Annotated in this window: 18 protein-coding genes; 8 read left to right on the top strand and 10 right to left on the bottom strand. The window is 43.6% G+C overall.

The features are described 5' to 3' along the window. Positions 1 to 38 precede the first annotated feature (38 nt). The 4 genes from R8N28_RS09900 (at position 39) to R8N28_RS09885 (ending at position 3,439) form a co-directional block, all read left to right on the top strand. Positions 39 to 758, top strand: coding sequence for an energy-coupling factor ABC transporter ATP-binding protein (locus tag R8N28_RS09900; RefSeq protein ID WP_065274530.1), 720 nt, complete (start codon positions 39 to 41; stop codon positions 756 to 758). Continuing rightward, the gene (mobA, locus tag R8N28_RS09895) at positions 736 to 1,323 is read left to right on the top strand and encodes a molybdenum cofactor guanylyltransferase MobA (RefSeq protein ID WP_065274529.1); all 588 of its coding nucleotides are present in this window, start codon (positions 736 to 738) and stop codon (positions 1,321 to 1,323) included. Before R8N28_RS09900 ends, mobA begins: the two co-directional genes overlap by 23 nt. Next, positions 1,320 to 3,098 carry a bifunctional molybdopterin-guanine dinucleotide biosynthesis adaptor protein MobB/molybdopterin molybdotransferase MoeA gene (locus R8N28_RS09890; protein WP_065274528.1) on the top strand — a complete coding sequence of 593 codons (1,779 nt, stop codon included), beginning with the start codon at positions 1,320 to 1,322 and terminating at the stop codon, positions 3,096 to 3,098. The genes mobA and R8N28_RS09890 overlap by 4 nt, the downstream gene beginning before the upstream one ends. A 74-nt stretch (positions 3,099 to 3,172) precedes the next feature. Further along, positions 3,173 to 3,439, top strand: coding sequence for a DUF2960 domain-containing protein (locus R8N28_RS09885; RefSeq protein ID WP_005441547.1), 267 nt, complete (start codon positions 3,173 to 3,175; stop codon positions 3,437 to 3,439). 226 nt (positions 3,440 to 3,665) lie between these two features. Here the strand turns inward: R8N28_RS09885 and nagK are convergent, their stop codons facing one another. Both nagK and R8N28_RS09875 read right to left on the bottom strand, forming a co-directional pair. Continuing rightward, the gene (gene nagK, locus R8N28_RS09880; RefSeq protein ID WP_005377586.1) at positions 3,666 to 4,574 is read right to left on the bottom strand and encodes an N-acetylglucosamine kinase; all 909 of its coding nucleotides are present in this window, start codon (positions 4,572 to 4,574) and stop codon (positions 3,666 to 3,668) included. A gap of 175 nt (positions 4,575 to 4,749) precedes the next feature. Beyond that, positions 4,750 to 5,499 (bottom strand): tRNA-uridine aminocarboxypropyltransferase, encoded by a 750-nt coding sequence (locus R8N28_RS09875; RefSeq protein ID WP_005389532.1) that lies wholly within the window; start codon positions 5,497 to 5,499, stop codon positions 4,750 to 4,752. 140 nt (positions 5,500 to 5,639) lie between these two features. On the opposite strand from R8N28_RS09875, the gene R8N28_RS09870 reads away from it, so the two are divergent. Further along, entirely contained in the window at positions 5,640 to 6,455 is an 816-nt protein-coding gene (locus R8N28_RS09870; RefSeq protein WP_318183351.1) for a sterol desaturase family protein, read from the top strand. 103 nt (positions 6,456 to 6,558) lie between these two features. Here the strand turns inward: R8N28_RS09870 and R8N28_RS09865 are convergent, their stop codons facing one another. The 4 genes from R8N28_RS09865 to R8N28_RS09850 form a co-directional block, all read right to left on the bottom strand. Then, positions 6,559 to 6,777: a hypothetical protein gene (locus R8N28_RS09865; protein WP_005389537.1), complete on the bottom strand. Its 219-nt coding sequence runs from the start codon at positions 6,775 to 6,777 to the stop codon at positions 6,559 to 6,561. 48 nt (positions 6,778 to 6,825) lie between these two features. Next, a complete protein-coding gene (locus R8N28_RS09860; RefSeq protein ID WP_053303078.1) occupies positions 6,826 to 7,206 on the bottom strand; it encodes a hypothetical protein in 381 nt (126 codons plus the stop codon). Between the two features lie 210 nt (positions 7,207 to 7,416). Continuing rightward, entirely contained in the window at positions 7,417 to 7,830 is a 414-nt protein-coding gene (locus tag R8N28_RS09855; protein ID WP_025766662.1) for an NUDIX hydrolase, read from the bottom strand. 270 nt (positions 7,831 to 8,100) lie between these two features. Beyond that, positions 8,101 to 10,119: a methyl-accepting chemotaxis protein gene (locus tag R8N28_RS09850; protein ID WP_065274527.1), complete on the bottom strand. Its 2,019-nt coding sequence runs from the start codon at positions 10,117 to 10,119 to the stop codon at positions 8,101 to 8,103. Positions 10,120 to 10,253: 134 nt separating this feature from the next. Between R8N28_RS09850 and R8N28_RS09845 the strand changes: the two genes are divergently transcribed. After that, positions 10,254 to 10,748, top strand: coding sequence for an NlpC/P60 family protein (locus tag R8N28_RS09845; protein ID WP_054579488.1), 495 nt, complete (start codon positions 10,254 to 10,256; stop codon positions 10,746 to 10,748). Positions 10,749 to 10,793: 45 nt separating this feature from the next. Here R8N28_RS09845 and R8N28_RS09840 read toward each other — a convergent pair whose 3' ends face one another. From R8N28_RS09840 to R8N28_RS09830, 3 genes are all read right to left on the bottom strand, one after another. Further along, a complete protein-coding gene (locus R8N28_RS09840; protein ID WP_005377620.1) occupies positions 10,794 to 11,138 on the bottom strand; it encodes a DUF3802 family protein in 345 nt (114 codons plus the stop codon). A gap of 190 nt (positions 11,139 to 11,328) precedes the next feature. Further along, on the bottom strand, positions 11,329 to 12,291 hold the full coding sequence (locus tag R8N28_RS09835; protein WP_017634922.1) for a GGDEF domain-containing protein: 963 nt from the start codon (positions 12,289 to 12,291) through the stop codon (positions 11,329 to 11,331). Next, a complete protein-coding gene (locus tag R8N28_RS09830) occupies positions 12,291 to 13,265 on the bottom strand; it encodes a response regulator (RefSeq protein ID WP_021033872.1) in 975 nt (324 codons plus the stop codon). The genes R8N28_RS09835 and R8N28_RS09830 overlap by 1 nt, the downstream gene beginning before the upstream one ends. 224 nt (positions 13,266 to 13,489) lie before the next feature. On the opposite strand from R8N28_RS09830, the gene R8N28_RS09825 reads away from it, so the two are divergent. Both R8N28_RS09825 and R8N28_RS09820 read left to right on the top strand, forming a co-directional pair. Beyond that, the gene (locus R8N28_RS09825) at positions 13,490 to 14,356 is read left to right on the top strand and encodes a fructosamine kinase family protein (RefSeq protein WP_005377623.1); all 867 of its coding nucleotides are present in this window, start codon (positions 13,490 to 13,492) and stop codon (positions 14,354 to 14,356) included. Positions 14,357 to 14,609: 253 nt separating this feature from the next. After that, a complete protein-coding gene (locus R8N28_RS09820; protein WP_017634925.1) occupies positions 14,610 to 14,804 on the top strand; it encodes a CPXCG motif-containing cysteine-rich protein in 195 nt (64 codons plus the stop codon). A gap of 75 nt (positions 14,805 to 14,879) precedes the next feature. Here the strand turns inward: R8N28_RS09820 and R8N28_RS09815 are convergent, their stop codons facing one another. Next, complete coding sequence (locus tag R8N28_RS09815; protein ID WP_065274526.1) at positions 14,880 to 15,491, bottom strand: riboflavin synthase; 612 nt, start codon at positions 15,489 to 15,491, stop codon at positions 14,880 to 14,882. Positions 15,492 to 15,777 lie beyond the last annotated feature (286 nt).

Below are 15,777 nucleotides of genomic sequence, written 5' to 3'. Positions count from 1 at the left end.
ACAAACGACTCACCATTAACCCCATGTCGAGGCGAATTATGACTATAAAAATCACCGCCGAACAGTTATCCATGCGCTTTAAAGAGCGTGTGCTTTTCCACATCCCTGAGTTAGCCATCGGCCCAAATGATGCCATTTATCTCAAGGGTGACAATGGTGTGGGCAAAACTACCCTACTCAAAATCCTTGCTGGCTTGCTCAAACCCTCTACTGGTGATGTTGTTGCGCCAAAAGATACGTGGCTGAAAAGACTGACGCGTCGCAATGGTCGTGTCGATGTGATTTATCTCCATCAATCCCCTTACCTTTTTGACGGCACTGTTTATGAAAACGTCGTTTATGGAGTTAAATATCAACAAGACACGGCAAAAGATAAGCGAGCTCAAGTTATTAGTGCGCTACGCATGGTAGGGTTAGAAACCTTAGCCGACGAACACATCTCTGTATTGTCCGGCGGTGAAAAGCAACGCGTAGCAATGGCACGAGCTTGGATCTTAAAACCATCGATTTTGTTGATGGACGAACCAAGTGCCTCTCTCGACCAAGAGTCGATTGAACGTCTGGTTATCATGGCAAAAGATCTGCTTGATCGCGGCTCTAGTATTGTCGTGACCAGTCACCAAGCCAACGCGTTGACGGATTTATGTAAAAAACAGTGGTGGATTAAAGACAAGACTTTGGTAGAGTCTCCACTCTTGTATGTCATACCAAAAGAAACATCCCAAGAGAACGCATATGCTTCAGCCAACACAAACTAGTTGGGTCATTTTGGCTGGTGGTCAAGCCAGCCGTATGGGTGGAAAAGACAAAGGTCTGATCGAACTGAATCAGAAGCCACTCATCGAACACGTTATCGAACGTTTATCTCCGCAAACACCACGCATTCTAATCAATGCGAACCGAAACCAAGACGCCTACCGTGCGTTTGGTTTCGTCTTCAGCGATCAATTTAAAGATTTCCCAGGTCCGATGGGCGGTATCCACGCGGGCTTGGTTCATGCAGAAACCGATTGGGTTGGCTTCGTCCCTTGCGACAGCCCACAAATCAACACTGATCTTGTTAAACGTTTCTGCAATGCAGTAAAAGAAGACACCGATATTTTGGTTGCTCATGATGGCGACCACCAACAGCCTGTCTTCACGCTTTACCACAAGCGCGTACTGCCAAAGCTGACCGCGTTTTTAGAACGTGGCGATCGTAAGATCATCCTACTCTACAAAGAGTGCAACACCAGTTACGTTGACTTTAGCGACTCACCAAACTGTTTCGTCAACTTAAATACGCCTGAAGAATTGGCGCAATTTGGACAACTTGAATCATGAAACACACGCTAAACATCCCTATTCTTGGTTTTGCTGCCTACTCTGGTACAGGCAAAACTACGCTACTTGAAGCATTACTACCAAAGTTGACCGATGCGGGTTTACGCATCGGTATGCTAAAGCACGCACACCATAACTTCGATGTCGACCAACCGGGCAAAGACAGCCATCGCCTACGTAAAGCGGGCGCATCGCAAATGCTGATCTCTTCTCGTAACCGCTTCGCACTGATGACAGAAACACCAGAGTCAGAATCGGAGTTTGATTACCTACTGACACGTTTCGATGAAGACAAGCTAGACGTAGTTCTAGTGGAAGGCTGCAAAAACATTGCCTTTCCTAAGATCGAATTGCACCGTGAAGAAGTCGGTAAGCCTTGGCTTTATCCAAACGATGAAAACATCATCGCGATTGCTTCAGACAGCGGCGAATTGGACTCTGAACTGCCACAAATGAACATCAACGATCTTGAGGCGATTGCCCAGTTCGTTATTCAGTATGTTCAAGAAGCGAAAGCGCCAAAGAGTAAAGAGAAAGAAGCCGCTTGCTGCGATACCCTTTCTCCAGCTTTCCTTTCTGTGGTTCAAGGACAAGAAAAGATCCTTTCGTTGGTAAACACGGTTTCTGAAACCGAAGCATGCAAGATTGAAGATGCATACGGTCGTGTGCTTGCAGATCATGTTGTGTCACCAGTGAATGTTCCGCAATACACAAACTCAGCGATGGACGGTTACGCGATTCGCGGTGATGACGTCGAGCGTGAAAGCTACCAAGTGGTTGCTGAAGTGATGGCGGGTCACGCTTACGATCAGCCTTTGGAAGTTGGTCAAGCGGTTAAGATCATGACGGGCGCACCAACACCTATCAATGGTGATACCGTTGTTATGCGTGAACAAGCTTCCCAAGACGGCGATACAGTCACGTTCAATGGTGCAAGCATCAAGACCGGTCAAAACGTTCGCCAAGCGGGTGAAGACTTAGCAATTGGTAGCGATGTCTTTACCGCAGGCACTCGCCTAGCCTCTCCTGAGATGGGCATGATTGCTTCTCTTGGTTTTGGCGAAGCGAACGTGTTCCGCAAGTTGAAAGTAGCCGTGTTCTCTACCGGTGACGAAGTTCAAGCGCCAGGTACAGAACAGAAAGCGAATTCAATCTACGATTCAAACCGTTTCACTATCATGGGCATGTTAGAGAAACTAGGTTGCGAGATCTTGGATTTCGGTATCCTAGAAGATAACGAGAAATTGATGATTGACGCGCTCGAAAATGCTTCTGCGCAAGCCGACGTAGTGATGACTTCTGGCGGCGTTTCCGTTGGCGATGCCGATTACATTAAGCTGGCATTGGATAAGCTGGGACAAATTGATTTCTGGCGTATCAACATGCGCCCTGGTCGTCCGCTTGCGTTTGGTCAAATCAACGATAAGCCTTTCTTTGGTTTGCCGGGTAACCCTGTGGCGGTGATGGTTTCATTCATCAACTTTGTTGAGCCTGCGCTGCGTAAGATGCAAGGTGAACAAGGTTGGAAGCCACTCAAAGTCAGTGCCATTGCGACAGAAAATCTGCGCTCTCGCCAAGGTCGTACCGAGTTTAGCCGTGGTATTTACGAGCTAGACGAAACAGGTCGCCTAACCGTTCGCACAACAGGCAAACAAGGCTCTGGCATTCTACGCTCTATGAGTGAGGCGAACTGTTTGATCGAAATCTCCCCTGCTGTTGATACAGTAAAAGCGGGAGAAAGCGTGACAATTATCCCACTTCAAGGCAGAATCTAAGCCGATTCAGAATTCAAAGGTCAGCGTGTCTGACCTTTTTATTGATAACAGAAAAACTTTTCAGAGAGACAGCTATGGCTCGCACCATTCTTTACACTTACAAAGACCAAGACAAAGAACTGACGTTCTCATACCAGCAACACCGCAACATTCAAGAAGCAGTTGCAGAGGCGGAAGGTATCGATATCACTGAGTACCTAAAGATGGAGCAGCAAATCGAAGCAGTATCTGACACCAAGGCTGTGCGCAACTACCGCGATAATCATTTCAGAAAACTTGGCTTTAGCAAAATCACTCTAGCTCAAAAAGAAAACTTGGGCGTAGGCAAAAAGAAAAAATAAGCCAAGCTAAGCAGACCAAAACAAAAACTCGCGATTCGTCGCGAGTTTTTTATGCATGCTACTTTTGTTCATGATCCATACCCGAGCATACCGAAATTACTTAGGTATATGAGTTACTTGGGTATACAAGTTACTTCGGTATATAAGTAAAAGCCCCGTTTAACCTTGAAAGTCTAAACGGGGCTTTAAATTTCTTCTTACTTTATATCGAGTAAGGTTTAAGTCATTACTTGATGTTTAAGAACGCAGCGCCGCGTACACCACCTGAATCACCGTGTTTTGCTTTGATGATCTTAGGACACTTAGCCACAGACAATAAGTGTTTAGGGATGCGTTTTGGCATCTCTTCGTAAATCAATTCGAAGTTAGATAAGCCGCCACCAAGTACAACGGTGTGTGGGTCTGTTGCAGTAAACAGGTTTGCAAAGCAGATCGCTAACAGCTCCATAAAGCGCTCGACGTGCTCTACTGCTTTCTCTTCACCCTCTGCGTGCGCTTTAATAATGTCGATCGCTTTCTTCTCTTCGCCGTAGTAATGCGCGTAAAGAAGCTCGAAACCACGACCAGATAGGTAACTATCTAAACAGCCTTTGTTGCCACAGCCACAGCCAAGTAATGGTGCGTTTTCGCCCAGGTGGAACCATGCGTCGATAGGAAGACGTGTGTGACCCACCTCACCCGCTACGTGGTTGCGGCCAGAGAATACTTTGCCTTCGTAGATAAAGCCGCCACCAAAACCAGTACCAAGGATCAAACCTAGTACAGATGGTTCATCTTGAAGATCTTCATCCCAGGCTTCAGAAAGCGCGAAACAGTTTGCATCGTTTTCAATTTTTACGCTGCGACCGATTTTAGCTTCTAGATCAGCACGAAGTGGTTTGCCTTTTGCCGCAGGAACGTTAACTGTTAGTACCGTTGCATCATCGGCGTCTTCCATACCTGGTAGGCCAAGACCAATCGTACCTTCGCAGCCAAACTCTGTATCGTATTTATTCACCAATTCCGCAATGGTATCAACCAGCAGCTCGTAGTTGTCTGTTGGTGTAGGTACACGTTCCGTCGCTACACGCTCAAGCTTCTCGTTAAATGCACCAAATTCAATTTTAGTGCCACCGACATCAAAGCCGTAATACATGTATTTCTCTCCTAAAAAATGCTTCAAACGACTCTCAAAAATGGCTAGAGTCAAAAGTATAAACTGATGGCATTATCCATATCTGTACGCCTGCAAACCGTGACCGAATGCAGATTTATCCCCTCACCGAAGCCAGTTGAACAACATACCATCAACAAAAGCTCATTCCTTAGAGTCAGCTCTCGGTTTTCATCCACTCTTTGAAACGTTTCAAGTGTGGCTGGTTAGGGTCGCTTTTGACTCGAGTCTTGCTCAGCATGTAAGTTTCTCTGAAGGCTTCAAACCACAATTGAAGGCATTCCGCAGCTTTAGGCTCACCAGCTTGTTTTAAAACTAATGTCGCGACTTCGGCGGTTGAAAGATGCTGATCATTCTCGGAGCGGCGCATGATGTATTCAGACAGAGATTCCGGCTCAATGGAAAGCACAGGCAAAGATTTAAGAAAATCAGAACGACGGAATATCTTTCGTGCCTCACGCCAGCTACCATCAATAAAGATCAGCAACCATTTTTTGTTCTCGACATCTTCTTTTACCAATCGCCCTGGCTCTAGATCTTCAATTAAACGAGAGGGATCATCCACATAGTCTGCAGGAAATACAATCACCGGTTGGTAACTGTCATCCTGTAGTAGCGCTAGCATCTCTTCAGACGGTTCTGTTCGGTTCCATTGATACACGTAAGTCTCTTGAATCGTATCAGCGATTAGACGACCGGTATTACTTGGCTTAAATACTTCGTTTTCAGAAACAATCAACATACATGCAATATTAGCCTTAATGTTTGGCTGAAGGTCGCACAAACAGTGTTGCTCAGAAACCTGGCAATATTGGCAACGAACCACTTTACATCCACGCGCGTTGAAAGGCTTGGTTGAGATAGATTGTCGGTACTGATATAAACGGTGGAAAGCGTGAATTCTCATGGTAAGTAATGCCAAGTAAAAAGTAGAGCGCGATTCTACTGATATTATGGTTTCGCCTCAAGATAAGCCCATCAGCAGTGTGTTGAAATAATTTCACACTTATCTCGGTCATAGATAAAGAAATAAATAAGGGAATGACAGTGACAGAAACGACATTTCAAGAACCCTCATGGCTCAGATTAGGCTTTTTCCTTGGCGTATTATTGCTTTGTGCCATTTGGGAGAACAAATTGCCTAGAAAAACACTGACCGCTTCGCGCAGGTTTCGCTGGGTCAATAACTTGTCATTGGTTGCTTTTAACAGCCTAGTTATTGCTTTAATCATTCCTATCGCCGCCTTTCAAGCTGCGGTCATAGCTCAGGAGCAACAATGGGGGCTGCTGAATATTCTGTCCCTCCCCGATTGGTTAAACATTTTCCTAACCGTCATTTTGCTTGATTTCGTCATTTACGCTCAGCATGTTGTCTTTCATCATGTAAAACCGCTGTGGAAGATTCACCGAATGCATCACGCCGATCTCGACATAGACGTCACTACAGGCGCACGCTTTCATCCCTTCGAAATAATCATTTCAATGGGAGTAAAAATTGCAGCCGTGTTTATCTTAGGTGTTTCACCTATCGGAATTGTGGTATTTGAAATTGTGCTTAATGCGAGCGCGATGTTTAATCACAGTAATGCAAAACTGGCTTTATCTATGGACCAAAAACTGCGAAACGTCATCGTTACACCAGACATGCATCGCGTGCACCATTCAGTGATAGTAAAAGAGACCCACTCAAACTTTGGTTTTTTCCTTTCAGTTTGGGACCGCTTTTTTGGGACATACCGAGCTCAGCCTAAGTTGGGTCATGAAGATGTTGTTATTGGTGTGCCGGAAATTAGAGACGAAGAAGAGCAAAGATTAGATAAGCTGTTAACGCAGCCCTTTCGCTACAATAAAGAGAAGAAGTAATGGTTGAAAAAATATTGTTGGATGAAGTATGTCAACAAAACGAATAGACCAAGCCTAAACCCCAGTTAAACACTACTTCATCCTCATGATGTGTAAGAGCAGATTAGTTTTCTGCTAGCTGACGCTTTTTGTTTAGCTGAGTAATACCAACAAATAAACCAACAACACCAAGCACTGCACATGCCAAAGCATTGGTGTTCATTACTTGCTGTGCCTCTATTGAGCTGTATAGAAAAGCAAGGCTGAAGAAAGTGGTGGCAAAGCTCAAACCTGTCAGTACGCTGAAACCAGCAAAACTGGCCAAGTCTTTAAAATCGTTCATAACGAGTCCCTGTTTACAATCCTTAATCGAGTGTTGTGAAAATAATAATTAACGAAATATTTGGCGCGATTGACTATGTTTTCGCGCATTCCATAACCAGATAGATACCCCAAATGAGAACCCTAAAAACAGTGTCTTCATTTGTAGGGCGACGTTGTTATCTAATATTTCTAATGTATAGTGAGCGTGGGAACTAAAGATAACATTGGTTATAAGAATCAATAACATAACGACTATGCCAGAGCGGTGATGCTTGACCAATAGATACGCTGCTAATAAGTCCAATAGTCCCAAAGCGCTCCAATACATATTCAACCAGCGTGGCGCAAAATCGTAAGGTAAAAAGCCACCAACAATGTTGTCATAAAGATGAACCACTCCGCCAACTGTCATAAAAAGGCATAAGAGAAACAAGACGAATTTATCCATTACCGTTTCCTTATCTGAATGAATGAGCAAAGCATATAGAAGTCACTTAAACATTTGTAATCTCATCGCCATTTTTGAGATCGACAGTGCCATTATCAACACGATGAGAACAGTAACGGCTACTCTACCTTCTTTATTTGCTTCTAGTAGAAGCATAGTGTTTGCTTTGTCATTGTCCCAAATCCGCCAATGCAACGACAGAATCCTCCTTTAAATCACGCCTTGGTTTAGCAACTCTCGTACCTTTTCCAGCCCGCGCTGAAACACAGTATGTGCATTCGCGGGAAGGCCGCTCTCGACATCGTGCCAGAAGAACGCGAAATCATGTCCACCATCGTCTTGCGTATGAAACAGCCATGAATTAGCGAGATCAGCACACTCACACAAAACAAAATGCCATGCTTGATTTTGAAAGCCACTGTCCCATGAGCATAAATATCGTGCGGAACGAACATGTGTGATACCAGACTCCTCAGCGAGCTCCCGCTTGGCCGCTATGATGTAACTTTCATCAAACACTTCAACAGTGCCCTTGACGAGCTGAACACCCGCCAACGGATGTTTAAAAAGTAGGATCTCTTGATTTTGATTACGTAGAACGACGGGGCAAACTTTATCGATCACAAAACCACTCCTTCTTATGGCTTTAGCTTTCTCTGGATATAAAAAAATCGCATGAAGCTGCATGATTCATTCCTTTGAATTCTGGCGACATTCTAGTCAACGAGTCCCTCGAACAAAGCATTAACATCACGTTGTGATAACTAAACCCTTTAGAAATGAACGAGATGAGATGTAACTCACTTTTGCAATGCAAATAGGAGCCATTAAATGAGTAGCCGTAACAAAAAAGCAGAACCGAGGTTCTGCTTTTAGTCGGTGGAAACATCTCATTTACTTAGTCTGATGAAGCTCATACTTGTGCAGCATTGCTTGCTGGTGCCCAGCAATTTCCGCCACTTGCTCAGAACTCTCAACCATAGACTCAAGCTGCAGCTTTGTGCGTTCGCCAAGATCAGAAATATGTGTGATGGATTGAGATACATCTGCCGTCGCTCGTTCTTGTTCTTCTGTAGCAACTGAGATTTGCTCAACACGTTCTTGAATGTACTTAACCGCGAGGTTGATATCAGAGAATGTCGATTTCACTTCATTGCTGGACTTTAGCGCGTGGGTCATTTCTTCTCTTGAATCATTAACTGCTTGGCGCGAACGCTCTGCGGCAGTAATAAGCTCGCTCATCATTTCTCGGATGTTCGTAGTTTGTTGAGAGGTATCACTTGCAAGTTTGCGAACTTCATCAGCGACAACCGCAAATCCACGCCCTTGCTCACCAGCACGGGCAGCCTCTATTGCTGCGTTGAGAGCAAGTAAGTTGGTGTTGTCCGCGATCCCACTGATCATATCGACCATTTCACGAATCTGTTTTACACGCTGGTCTAGCTCTAACATTGACTGTTCATTTACATCCAAAGAGCTTTCTAATGACTCCAAACGTTCGCGGTTTTGTTCCACGACTTGAACCCCTTTTTCAGTGTGCTGGGTTGCAAGGAGCGAGTCCTGTGAAGATGCATTTGTCACCATTGCTATTTCACGAATAGAGGCTTCAAGCTCCGTTATGGTCGTGATCATACTAGACAACGCTTCATTTTGTGTTGCCAACCCATCACTTGTTTGTTCGGCTGCACTGTGACTTACTTCTGCCGTCTGATAAAGCGTTTCACAATTGCGCGTCACCGTTTGAATGGAGTCGTGTGTGGAATCGATTACTTGATTCAACTTTCGTGCTACTTCTTTCAGCTCATAAGGGCCGACTTCTTCTGCCTTGTCACGAAAATCATGTTCGGTAAGTGCTGAAAGACGCGTTAGTACATTCCTTAACCCTCGGTTTGTCCATGACTTGAGACTAAACCAAGTAACCAGAATAATAAAAGAAATCACACACGCCGCAAACACGAGCACAACGCTCACCGATTCAATGGTCTCGTTGACCACCCGCTCTTTTTCATCGATCAACTGACCAGCGGTTTGGGAGATTTGATCAAGTAACCGCATGGTTTCATCCGCAAGCATCGAAGCCTGTTTAAACTCTGAACGTTGCAATTCCCCTTGTTCTAGTTTGGCGAGGATCAAACGCAGCACGCCCTTTTCACTAAAGCCTTGTTTCACCATCTCATATGGTGCGGTTAAGCTTGCATATTCACTTACTTCAGGATGAAAAGATTGGAAGTCTTCATAGGCGAGTTTAATACCTGCTATGCGATTTCGCATTTCTCGGTATTCTTTTTCGGCTTTGTTTAATTCTGAGTGCATCATCATGACTAAGAACGTACTTTCCATTGAGCTTGCAGAAGCAATGAAACGGTTAGCGGCATCGCTCGACTCAGGATTATCAGCACTAAGGAACGAACTGATTCGATTCATTTCCGGACCGATAGAGCTAAGCCCATAGCGAAAACCACCAACAGCGGCATCAATATCCATTTGAATTTGTATCACCGAAGATTGCTTCAACAAAATGGACTGCGTGATGTTATGTAAACGCGCTAGTTTGGTGTCTAACTCCTCCGAGAGTTGCTGAGCTACACCAGACGCTTTCACAACCAAAGTTGTGCTTTGAGTTGCAAGAGAGTCGATTTGCTCTTTTACGAGAGGCAACTCTTTCGGCTCAGTAATCTGCATACCATGGTTGAGTAGCTTAACCATCTCCAATACATTCCTGGTTAACTTTGCGTTTGCCATCGCGATTGGTAATGCTTTTTGCGACAAGTCTTCAAATTGTTCCCCTACCTGTTCCATTCCTTTGAAACTTGAGACAGAAAGGGCTATAACAAGAGCAATGATAGTTAAAAATGTTGCACTGACAGCCTGAATCAGTGAAAGTGATGTGCGTGAGCGTTTTCGCTTTGCCATAATCAATTTTTATTCTTTCTTAAGGTTGAATCGGTTCTGCAGTGATTCCGTCACATTTGTGAGACAAAACCGTGATTTGCAGCCCATACTATGGATTGGTTATGACACTAATATTTCAGTTGTGGGTCATAGAGATGACAGGTGGTGATTTGCGTCGAGTATATTTTCCTTTGATAATCAGTGTGCTACTAAGCGCCTGCTCTTCTGGGCCTGAGCCTAGTGAGCAAGCACAGGTGACAACACCTACAAATCAGCTATTGTCGGACAACCCTGACTTGTTCGACTTTTACACAGAGTGGCACGGCACGCCTTATCGCTTAGGCGGGACACAGAAATCTGGAATTGATTGCTCAGCATTTGTACAAAAAGCGTTTGTTGAGGCTTATCAGCTCTCGTTACCGAGGACAACTAGGCAGCAATCAAAGCAAGGTGTGGAGTTAAGTTGGACAGATGCCAAGCAAGGGGATCTAGTGTTTTTTAAAACAAGACGTACAACTTATCATGTCGGAATTTACTTGGGTAACAAGCAGTTCATGCATGCATCGACGTCTAGAGGTGTGATTATTTCAAGAATCGACAACCCATACTGGGCATCTAAGTTTTGGCAAATAAGAAGAGTTACAATGTAACTCCTCTCACTCTTTAACCGGACATTGCTGTAAGTTAAAACAATATCAGTCGTAAGTCGCAACAGCATTATCGAACAGATTTTTGACCAGAGCGATGTATTCATCAAGGAACGTGATCTGTTCATTGGTCGCTTTTTTATGCCATACCCCAGCCAATATCTCACCAAGATCTTCAACAACTGCATCAGCCTCTTTCAACAATTTGAAGCGTACGCTCGAGTGAAGTTCTGGATTTTGCTCAAAAATCGCCATGATGTTTGAAGCCACCATATCGGTGACAACATCTTCGATGCTTTCGGATCCAGTGTCGCCAATTTCGGTCGTAAAAATATCTAGATTTAGAGACAAGTGCTCGATAAGAGCGAGATATCCATCGGTTTCTAAAACCACTGTTTTTCTCCGTTTATTGCAAGCCTTCGAAGCTGAAAGCAGAATAGTTTCAATAGTAAGACATGCCGAGAAAATTTCATTAACTTATTTCATATTAACAAACATTCACGAACCAACTGGATGATTTTCAAACAATTGAGCTTTGCTTCACTGAATTCGGATACAGGGTTTCTTCAAACCTTTTTATATTTCAGCCATTTTCATGCAAACAGGTTTGGTTACGACCATTTTCTTTTGCACGATACAGCGCAGCATCGGCACTCTTTAACCATTGAGTGTGAGTTTCAAAATAAGGCTTATACTCGCAAACACCAATACTTATCGTGTAATTAATCAAAAAATCTTCCACTTTCACGATCTCTTGCTCAATTCTTTTGCGCAAACGCTCTGCGAAATAGCAAGCTTGCTCCTGGTTTGTGTGAGGAAGTAGTACCGTAAACTCTTCACCACCAAAACGACCGCAGATATCACTGCTCCTTGCTGTTTTTCTCAACAATGCAGAGGTTCGACGAATGACTTCGTCCCCTGTCGGGTGACCATAAGTATCATTCACCTTCTTAAAGTGGTCGATATCGAATATTACTAATGAGCATGGTCCGTCGATAACTTTTAAGTGAGCAAACTCATCTTTCAATGATTGCTCCCAATAAGCGCGATTAAATAAACCTGTTAAACCATCTTTGCGACTGATTTCCGACAAATGTTGATTTGTTTCTTTCAAATGAATGCGATTTCTCGCAGTTTCAGAAACATCATTGACTTGAATCGCTATGTGGCTGACCTCTCCTGAAAGCCCAATTAACGGCGTGATCACGATATCTTGATACATAAAATCACTGCTGTTTGAAACCGGAGAAAAATTGTTGAACTTAAAAAGGTACGGTCGGTTTTCCCAGCTAGAAAAAGAACGAGTTTCCAGATCGGCGGCAGCTTTTATCTTGGTTTCTAGCCAAGTTCTTGGCAGCTCTTCAAAATGCTCAAATAAACATTCACCAAGAATTTCTTGTGATAGAACGCCACTGTATGACTGCATAAAACTGTTCCACACACACACTTTATACTCTTGATCCAAAACAATAAGCCCTGAATCCATCGTATCGAGAATTTGTGTGACCCAATGAAAGTCTGCTATGTCCAGCGTGATATCGGACATTAGATTAGCTCCATGATTTCATAGATTATTTCTACGGATGGCTTATCAATTAAAAACAGTACCTCGCACTCGAAATCGAGCGCTTCTGCCATGTAGGTGTATTCGATAGTAAAGAGCTCACCCAACTCGCCTTGCTCTTCACAATAAGGTGTTAAGGTATCCACAATGCCTGGCTGACGAAGTGAGAACTGCTTGTCGAGTTGATCGCCCAATGATGTGAGAAATGACGAGACCAGTAGGTTAGAGATATTCAAGATGATTTCATTATGAGGCGTAAACTCAAGGAGGTAACCTAATTTTTCCCCAATCTGATTGATATCCCTACCACGTAAGCACACCAGTGCCTCTCCGTGAATACCACCACCGACAAACCTCTGCGCTACCGCAACGGAACTGTCACGCCCAACCACATCAACCAGTGTCATATGAAGCTCGCCGTAGGACAACGGTCCAACATGAGGAACAGGAAGTTGGATGAACTCATGTAAATGGTCAGCCATAATCGCAGCCCCTTTACCAAGGGCAATGTTCGCAATTTCACGGAATTTGGCTAGTAAGGAAAGCTCTTCGCAACCCTGGTTTTTAGAATCAACCGAATGACTAGGTTTGAACGCATAATGCAGCCCTAATTGTTCGTATAGTGGGAGCACCTGCTCTTCTGTCAGAGGCTTAGCGATAAAAGCTTGAGCACCAAGATCGAGACAGCGCTGTTTTGCCTCTTGTTGAACATCTCCAGAAATAATGACGATTTTGGTCGGGTACTGACTAACAGGTAATGATTCGAGGACCTCAAAACCATCCATTATGGGCATCGTTAAATCGAGAAACAAAATATCGATATTTTGCTCAGCAAGAATATTAAGCGCCTCATAACCATCTTGCGCTTCAATAAGATGCAATGATGTATCTTGTACGATAGAACGCGCAATAAGCTTTCTTGCAACAGCTGAGTCATCACATATCAGTATTTTCATGCCACCAATGGAACTAACGTCAAAAAAATCATAATACCTGTTGTAAACGTTCATCTCCATATGCTAAGCCAACAAATCAGAGGCTTATAAGCGATTTGATTCACATTTATACAAATTGACTACACTAAGAGGAAGGTTTCTTTACTAAGTATGCTCAACATAGCGCCAACTCCCTGCTATTTATCCTAAACTATTGGTGGTCAAATAGATTCGCGAGGTTTTGTATGTGGCAAGCAATATCGCAACAGCTTTCTGATACTTTATTGTTCGATTACCAGATCACGGAAAAAGTAAGGCTGTCTGGTGGGGATATCAGTGAAAGCTACATGATCAATGATGGCGAGCAACGTTATTTTGTGAAAATTAACGATCGCGAGTTTTTGTCGAAATTTGAGGTAGAAGCTGAAAGCCTGCATCTTTTGCGTGAAACATCCACCCTATTTGTACCTGAGGTGGTATTGGTTGGTAAAACCAAAAATGCCTCATTCTTAATTCTTAACTACCTTCCAACGAAACCATTAGAAGATGGTCCCAACAGCTTTAAATTTGGGCAGCAATTAGCTCACCTACACCAGTGGGGCGAGCAAAAAGAGTTTGGTTTTGATACCGACAACTATCTCGGTTCGACTCTACAGCCCAACAAATGGCACAAGAAATGGTGTGTATTCTTTGCTGAGCAACGCATAGGATGGCAATTACAGCTCCTTAAAGAAAAAGGCGTCACCTTGGTTGATATCGATGACTTTATCGATGTCGTAAAACAGCGGCTAGCAAACCATGCTCCGGAACCTTCTTTGTTGCATGGCGATTTATGGAATGGAAATGCGGCACTCACTGCATTCGGTCCTATCTGTTACGATCCTGCGTGCTATTGGGGGGACAGGGAGTGTGATATTGCGATGACGGAGCTTTTTGGTGGATTTCAACCAGAATTTTATCAAGGCTACGAATCGGTTATGCCACTTTCTTCAAGCTATGAAGAGCGTAAAGATATCTATAACCTTTACCATGTTCTCAACCATTGTAATTTGTTTGGCGGCCATTACTTGGAACAGGCTCAACTGGTTATTAATAAAATCATTTCTTATTAATTTGGAAGCCACTGCATATTTCAAGATGTAAAATCTCGAGGCACATCACTACAGAAGATCACCCTAAGCTCAAGGTTGAGTTTGGGGTCAAGTTTTGTACTTATTTCGACTCAATTAGCAACAACTCGACCTAATATCAAAGGAGACTTAACTTTGGATTGTGCCTATTTTCCTTGTAGGCAAAGTAAGTAAAGGGCTGTGCTTCCTTGATGAATAGTGTGTTTAAAAGCCCTGCGAGATTAGGAGTTGTTGTATGAAAAATTATACCGAAAGGTATGTAAAGTGCCCGCATTGCGGACACTCTATCGGCATTACATTGGATGCAAGCAATGGTGACCAAGAGTTTTATGATGATTGCCCAGCTTGTTGCCACGCTATCCACCTAAATATGCGAGTGGATGAGTTACAAGATAAGGTCGAACTATTTATCGATGACAATTACGAATAGCAGCTCGAGCATGTGAACATCAGAAATATAAAAACGCTTAAATGAAAAAGGAGCACTAGGCTCCTTTTTCTCATTCTAAAGCTGTTTTGCTGCAAGAACGCGCTCAACAGTATCAACAATTGCTTGAGTCTGAGGATCAAACTCAATATTAACACGCTCCCCTACTTGTCTCACTCCGAAAAGAGTTCGCTGCAAGGTTTCTGGAATTAGATGTACTGAAAAACGACACGCTTCAACTTCACCAATAGTTAGCGAGCAACCATCTAAACCGATGTAACCTTTCGCTAATACATATTTCATTGATTCTTGCGGCAGTTGGAACCAAATCGTGCGGTTATTGGGCGTATTGATGATATCGACAATATCTGCCGTCAAACTAATATGACCAGACATGCTATGCCCGCCTATTTCGTCACCAAACTTAGCCGCGCGCTCAATGTTTACGCTATCCCCTTCCACCAGCTGACCTAAATTAGTAAGAGCCAATGTCGCTTGCATTAAATCAAAACTGATAAGGTTGCCTTCGATCTTAGTCACAGTTAGACAACATCCGTTGTGTGCAACGGATGCACCAATTTCTAACCCTTTACAAAGTTCATCGCTTAACTCGACAACGTGCGTTTGAAAGCGTTCTTTTTTATCAATTTTAACGACCTTCGCCGTACCCTGAACTATTCCTGTAAACATTTCTTTTTACCTATTGATTTAATACCAACTGTAGTCGAAGACTAAGCCCTAAACACTGCGCTACAGGTCGGAAATAAAGACCGCAGACGATAAAGCAACGGCTTAATGAACACTGGTTTGTTCTCATGCATGCTTCAACATTACCATGATTCGCTGCTGTTCTCAGTAAAAGCGTATCCTTAGCGTGGAGAGCGTCCAGTCACTGTTATCGACTATTCACTACCTAGCTATGGAATATAAACATACAATTGTTTATCATTTGCGCGGAGTTTCTCCGAGGCATTTT

The organism is Vibrio sp. Vb1554, from assembly GCF_033344235.1.
The sequence above is the reverse complement of the archived record's forward strand: the minus strand, read 5'-3'. Positions and strand labels throughout refer to the sequence as shown.

Excerpts from the sequence above, each read along its gene's own strand:
- R8N28_RS09900 (WP_065274530.1), top strand. The coding sequence starts at position 39 with ATGACTATAAAAATCACCGCCGAACAGTTATCCATGCGCTTTAAAGAG.
- mobA (WP_065274529.1), top strand. The coding sequence starts at position 736 with ATGCTTCAGCCAACACAAACTAGTTGGGTCATTTTGGCTGGTGGTCAA.
- R8N28_RS09890 (WP_065274528.1), top strand. The coding sequence starts at position 1,320 with ATGAAACACACGCTAAACATCCCTATTCTTGGTTTTGCTGCCTACTCT.
- R8N28_RS09885 (WP_005441547.1), top strand. The coding sequence starts at position 3,173 with ATGGCTCGCACCATTCTTTACACTTACAAAGACCAAGACAAAGAACTG.
- nagK (WP_005377586.1), bottom strand. The coding sequence starts at position 4,574 with ATGTATTACGGCTTTGATGTCGGTGGCACTAAAATTGAATTTGGTGCA.
- R8N28_RS09875 (WP_005389532.1), bottom strand. The coding sequence starts at position 5,499 with ATGAGAATTCACGCTTTCCACCGTTTATATCAGTACCGACAATCTATC.
- R8N28_RS09865 (WP_005389537.1), bottom strand. The coding sequence starts at position 6,777 with ATGAACGATTTTAAAGACTTGGCCAGTTTTGCTGGTTTCAGCGTACTG.
- R8N28_RS09860 (WP_053303078.1), bottom strand. The coding sequence starts at position 7,206 with ATGGATAAATTCGTCTTGTTTCTCTTATGCCTTTTTATGACAGTTGGC.
- R8N28_RS09850 (WP_065274527.1), bottom strand. The coding sequence starts at position 10,119 with ATGGCAAAGCGAAAACGCTCACGCACATCACTTTCACTGATTCAGGCT.
- R8N28_RS09845 (WP_054579488.1), top strand. The coding sequence starts at position 10,254 with ATGACAGGTGGTGATTTGCGTCGAGTATATTTTCCTTTGATAATCAGT.
- R8N28_RS09835 (WP_017634922.1), bottom strand. The coding sequence starts at position 12,291 with ATGTCCGATATCACGCTGGACATAGCAGACTTTCATTGGGTCACACAA.
- R8N28_RS09830 (WP_021033872.1), bottom strand. The coding sequence starts at position 13,265 with ATGAAAATACTGATATGTGATGACTCAGCTGTTGCAAGAAAGCTTATT.
- R8N28_RS09825 (WP_005377623.1), top strand. The coding sequence starts at position 13,490 with ATGTGGCAAGCAATATCGCAACAGCTTTCTGATACTTTATTGTTCGAT.
- R8N28_RS09820 (WP_017634925.1), top strand. The coding sequence starts at position 14,610 with ATGAAAAATTATACCGAAAGGTATGTAAAGTGCCCGCATTGCGGACAC.
- R8N28_RS09815 (WP_065274526.1), bottom strand. The coding sequence starts at position 15,491 with ATGTTTACAGGAATAGTTCAGGGTACGGCGAAGGTCGTTAAAATTGAT.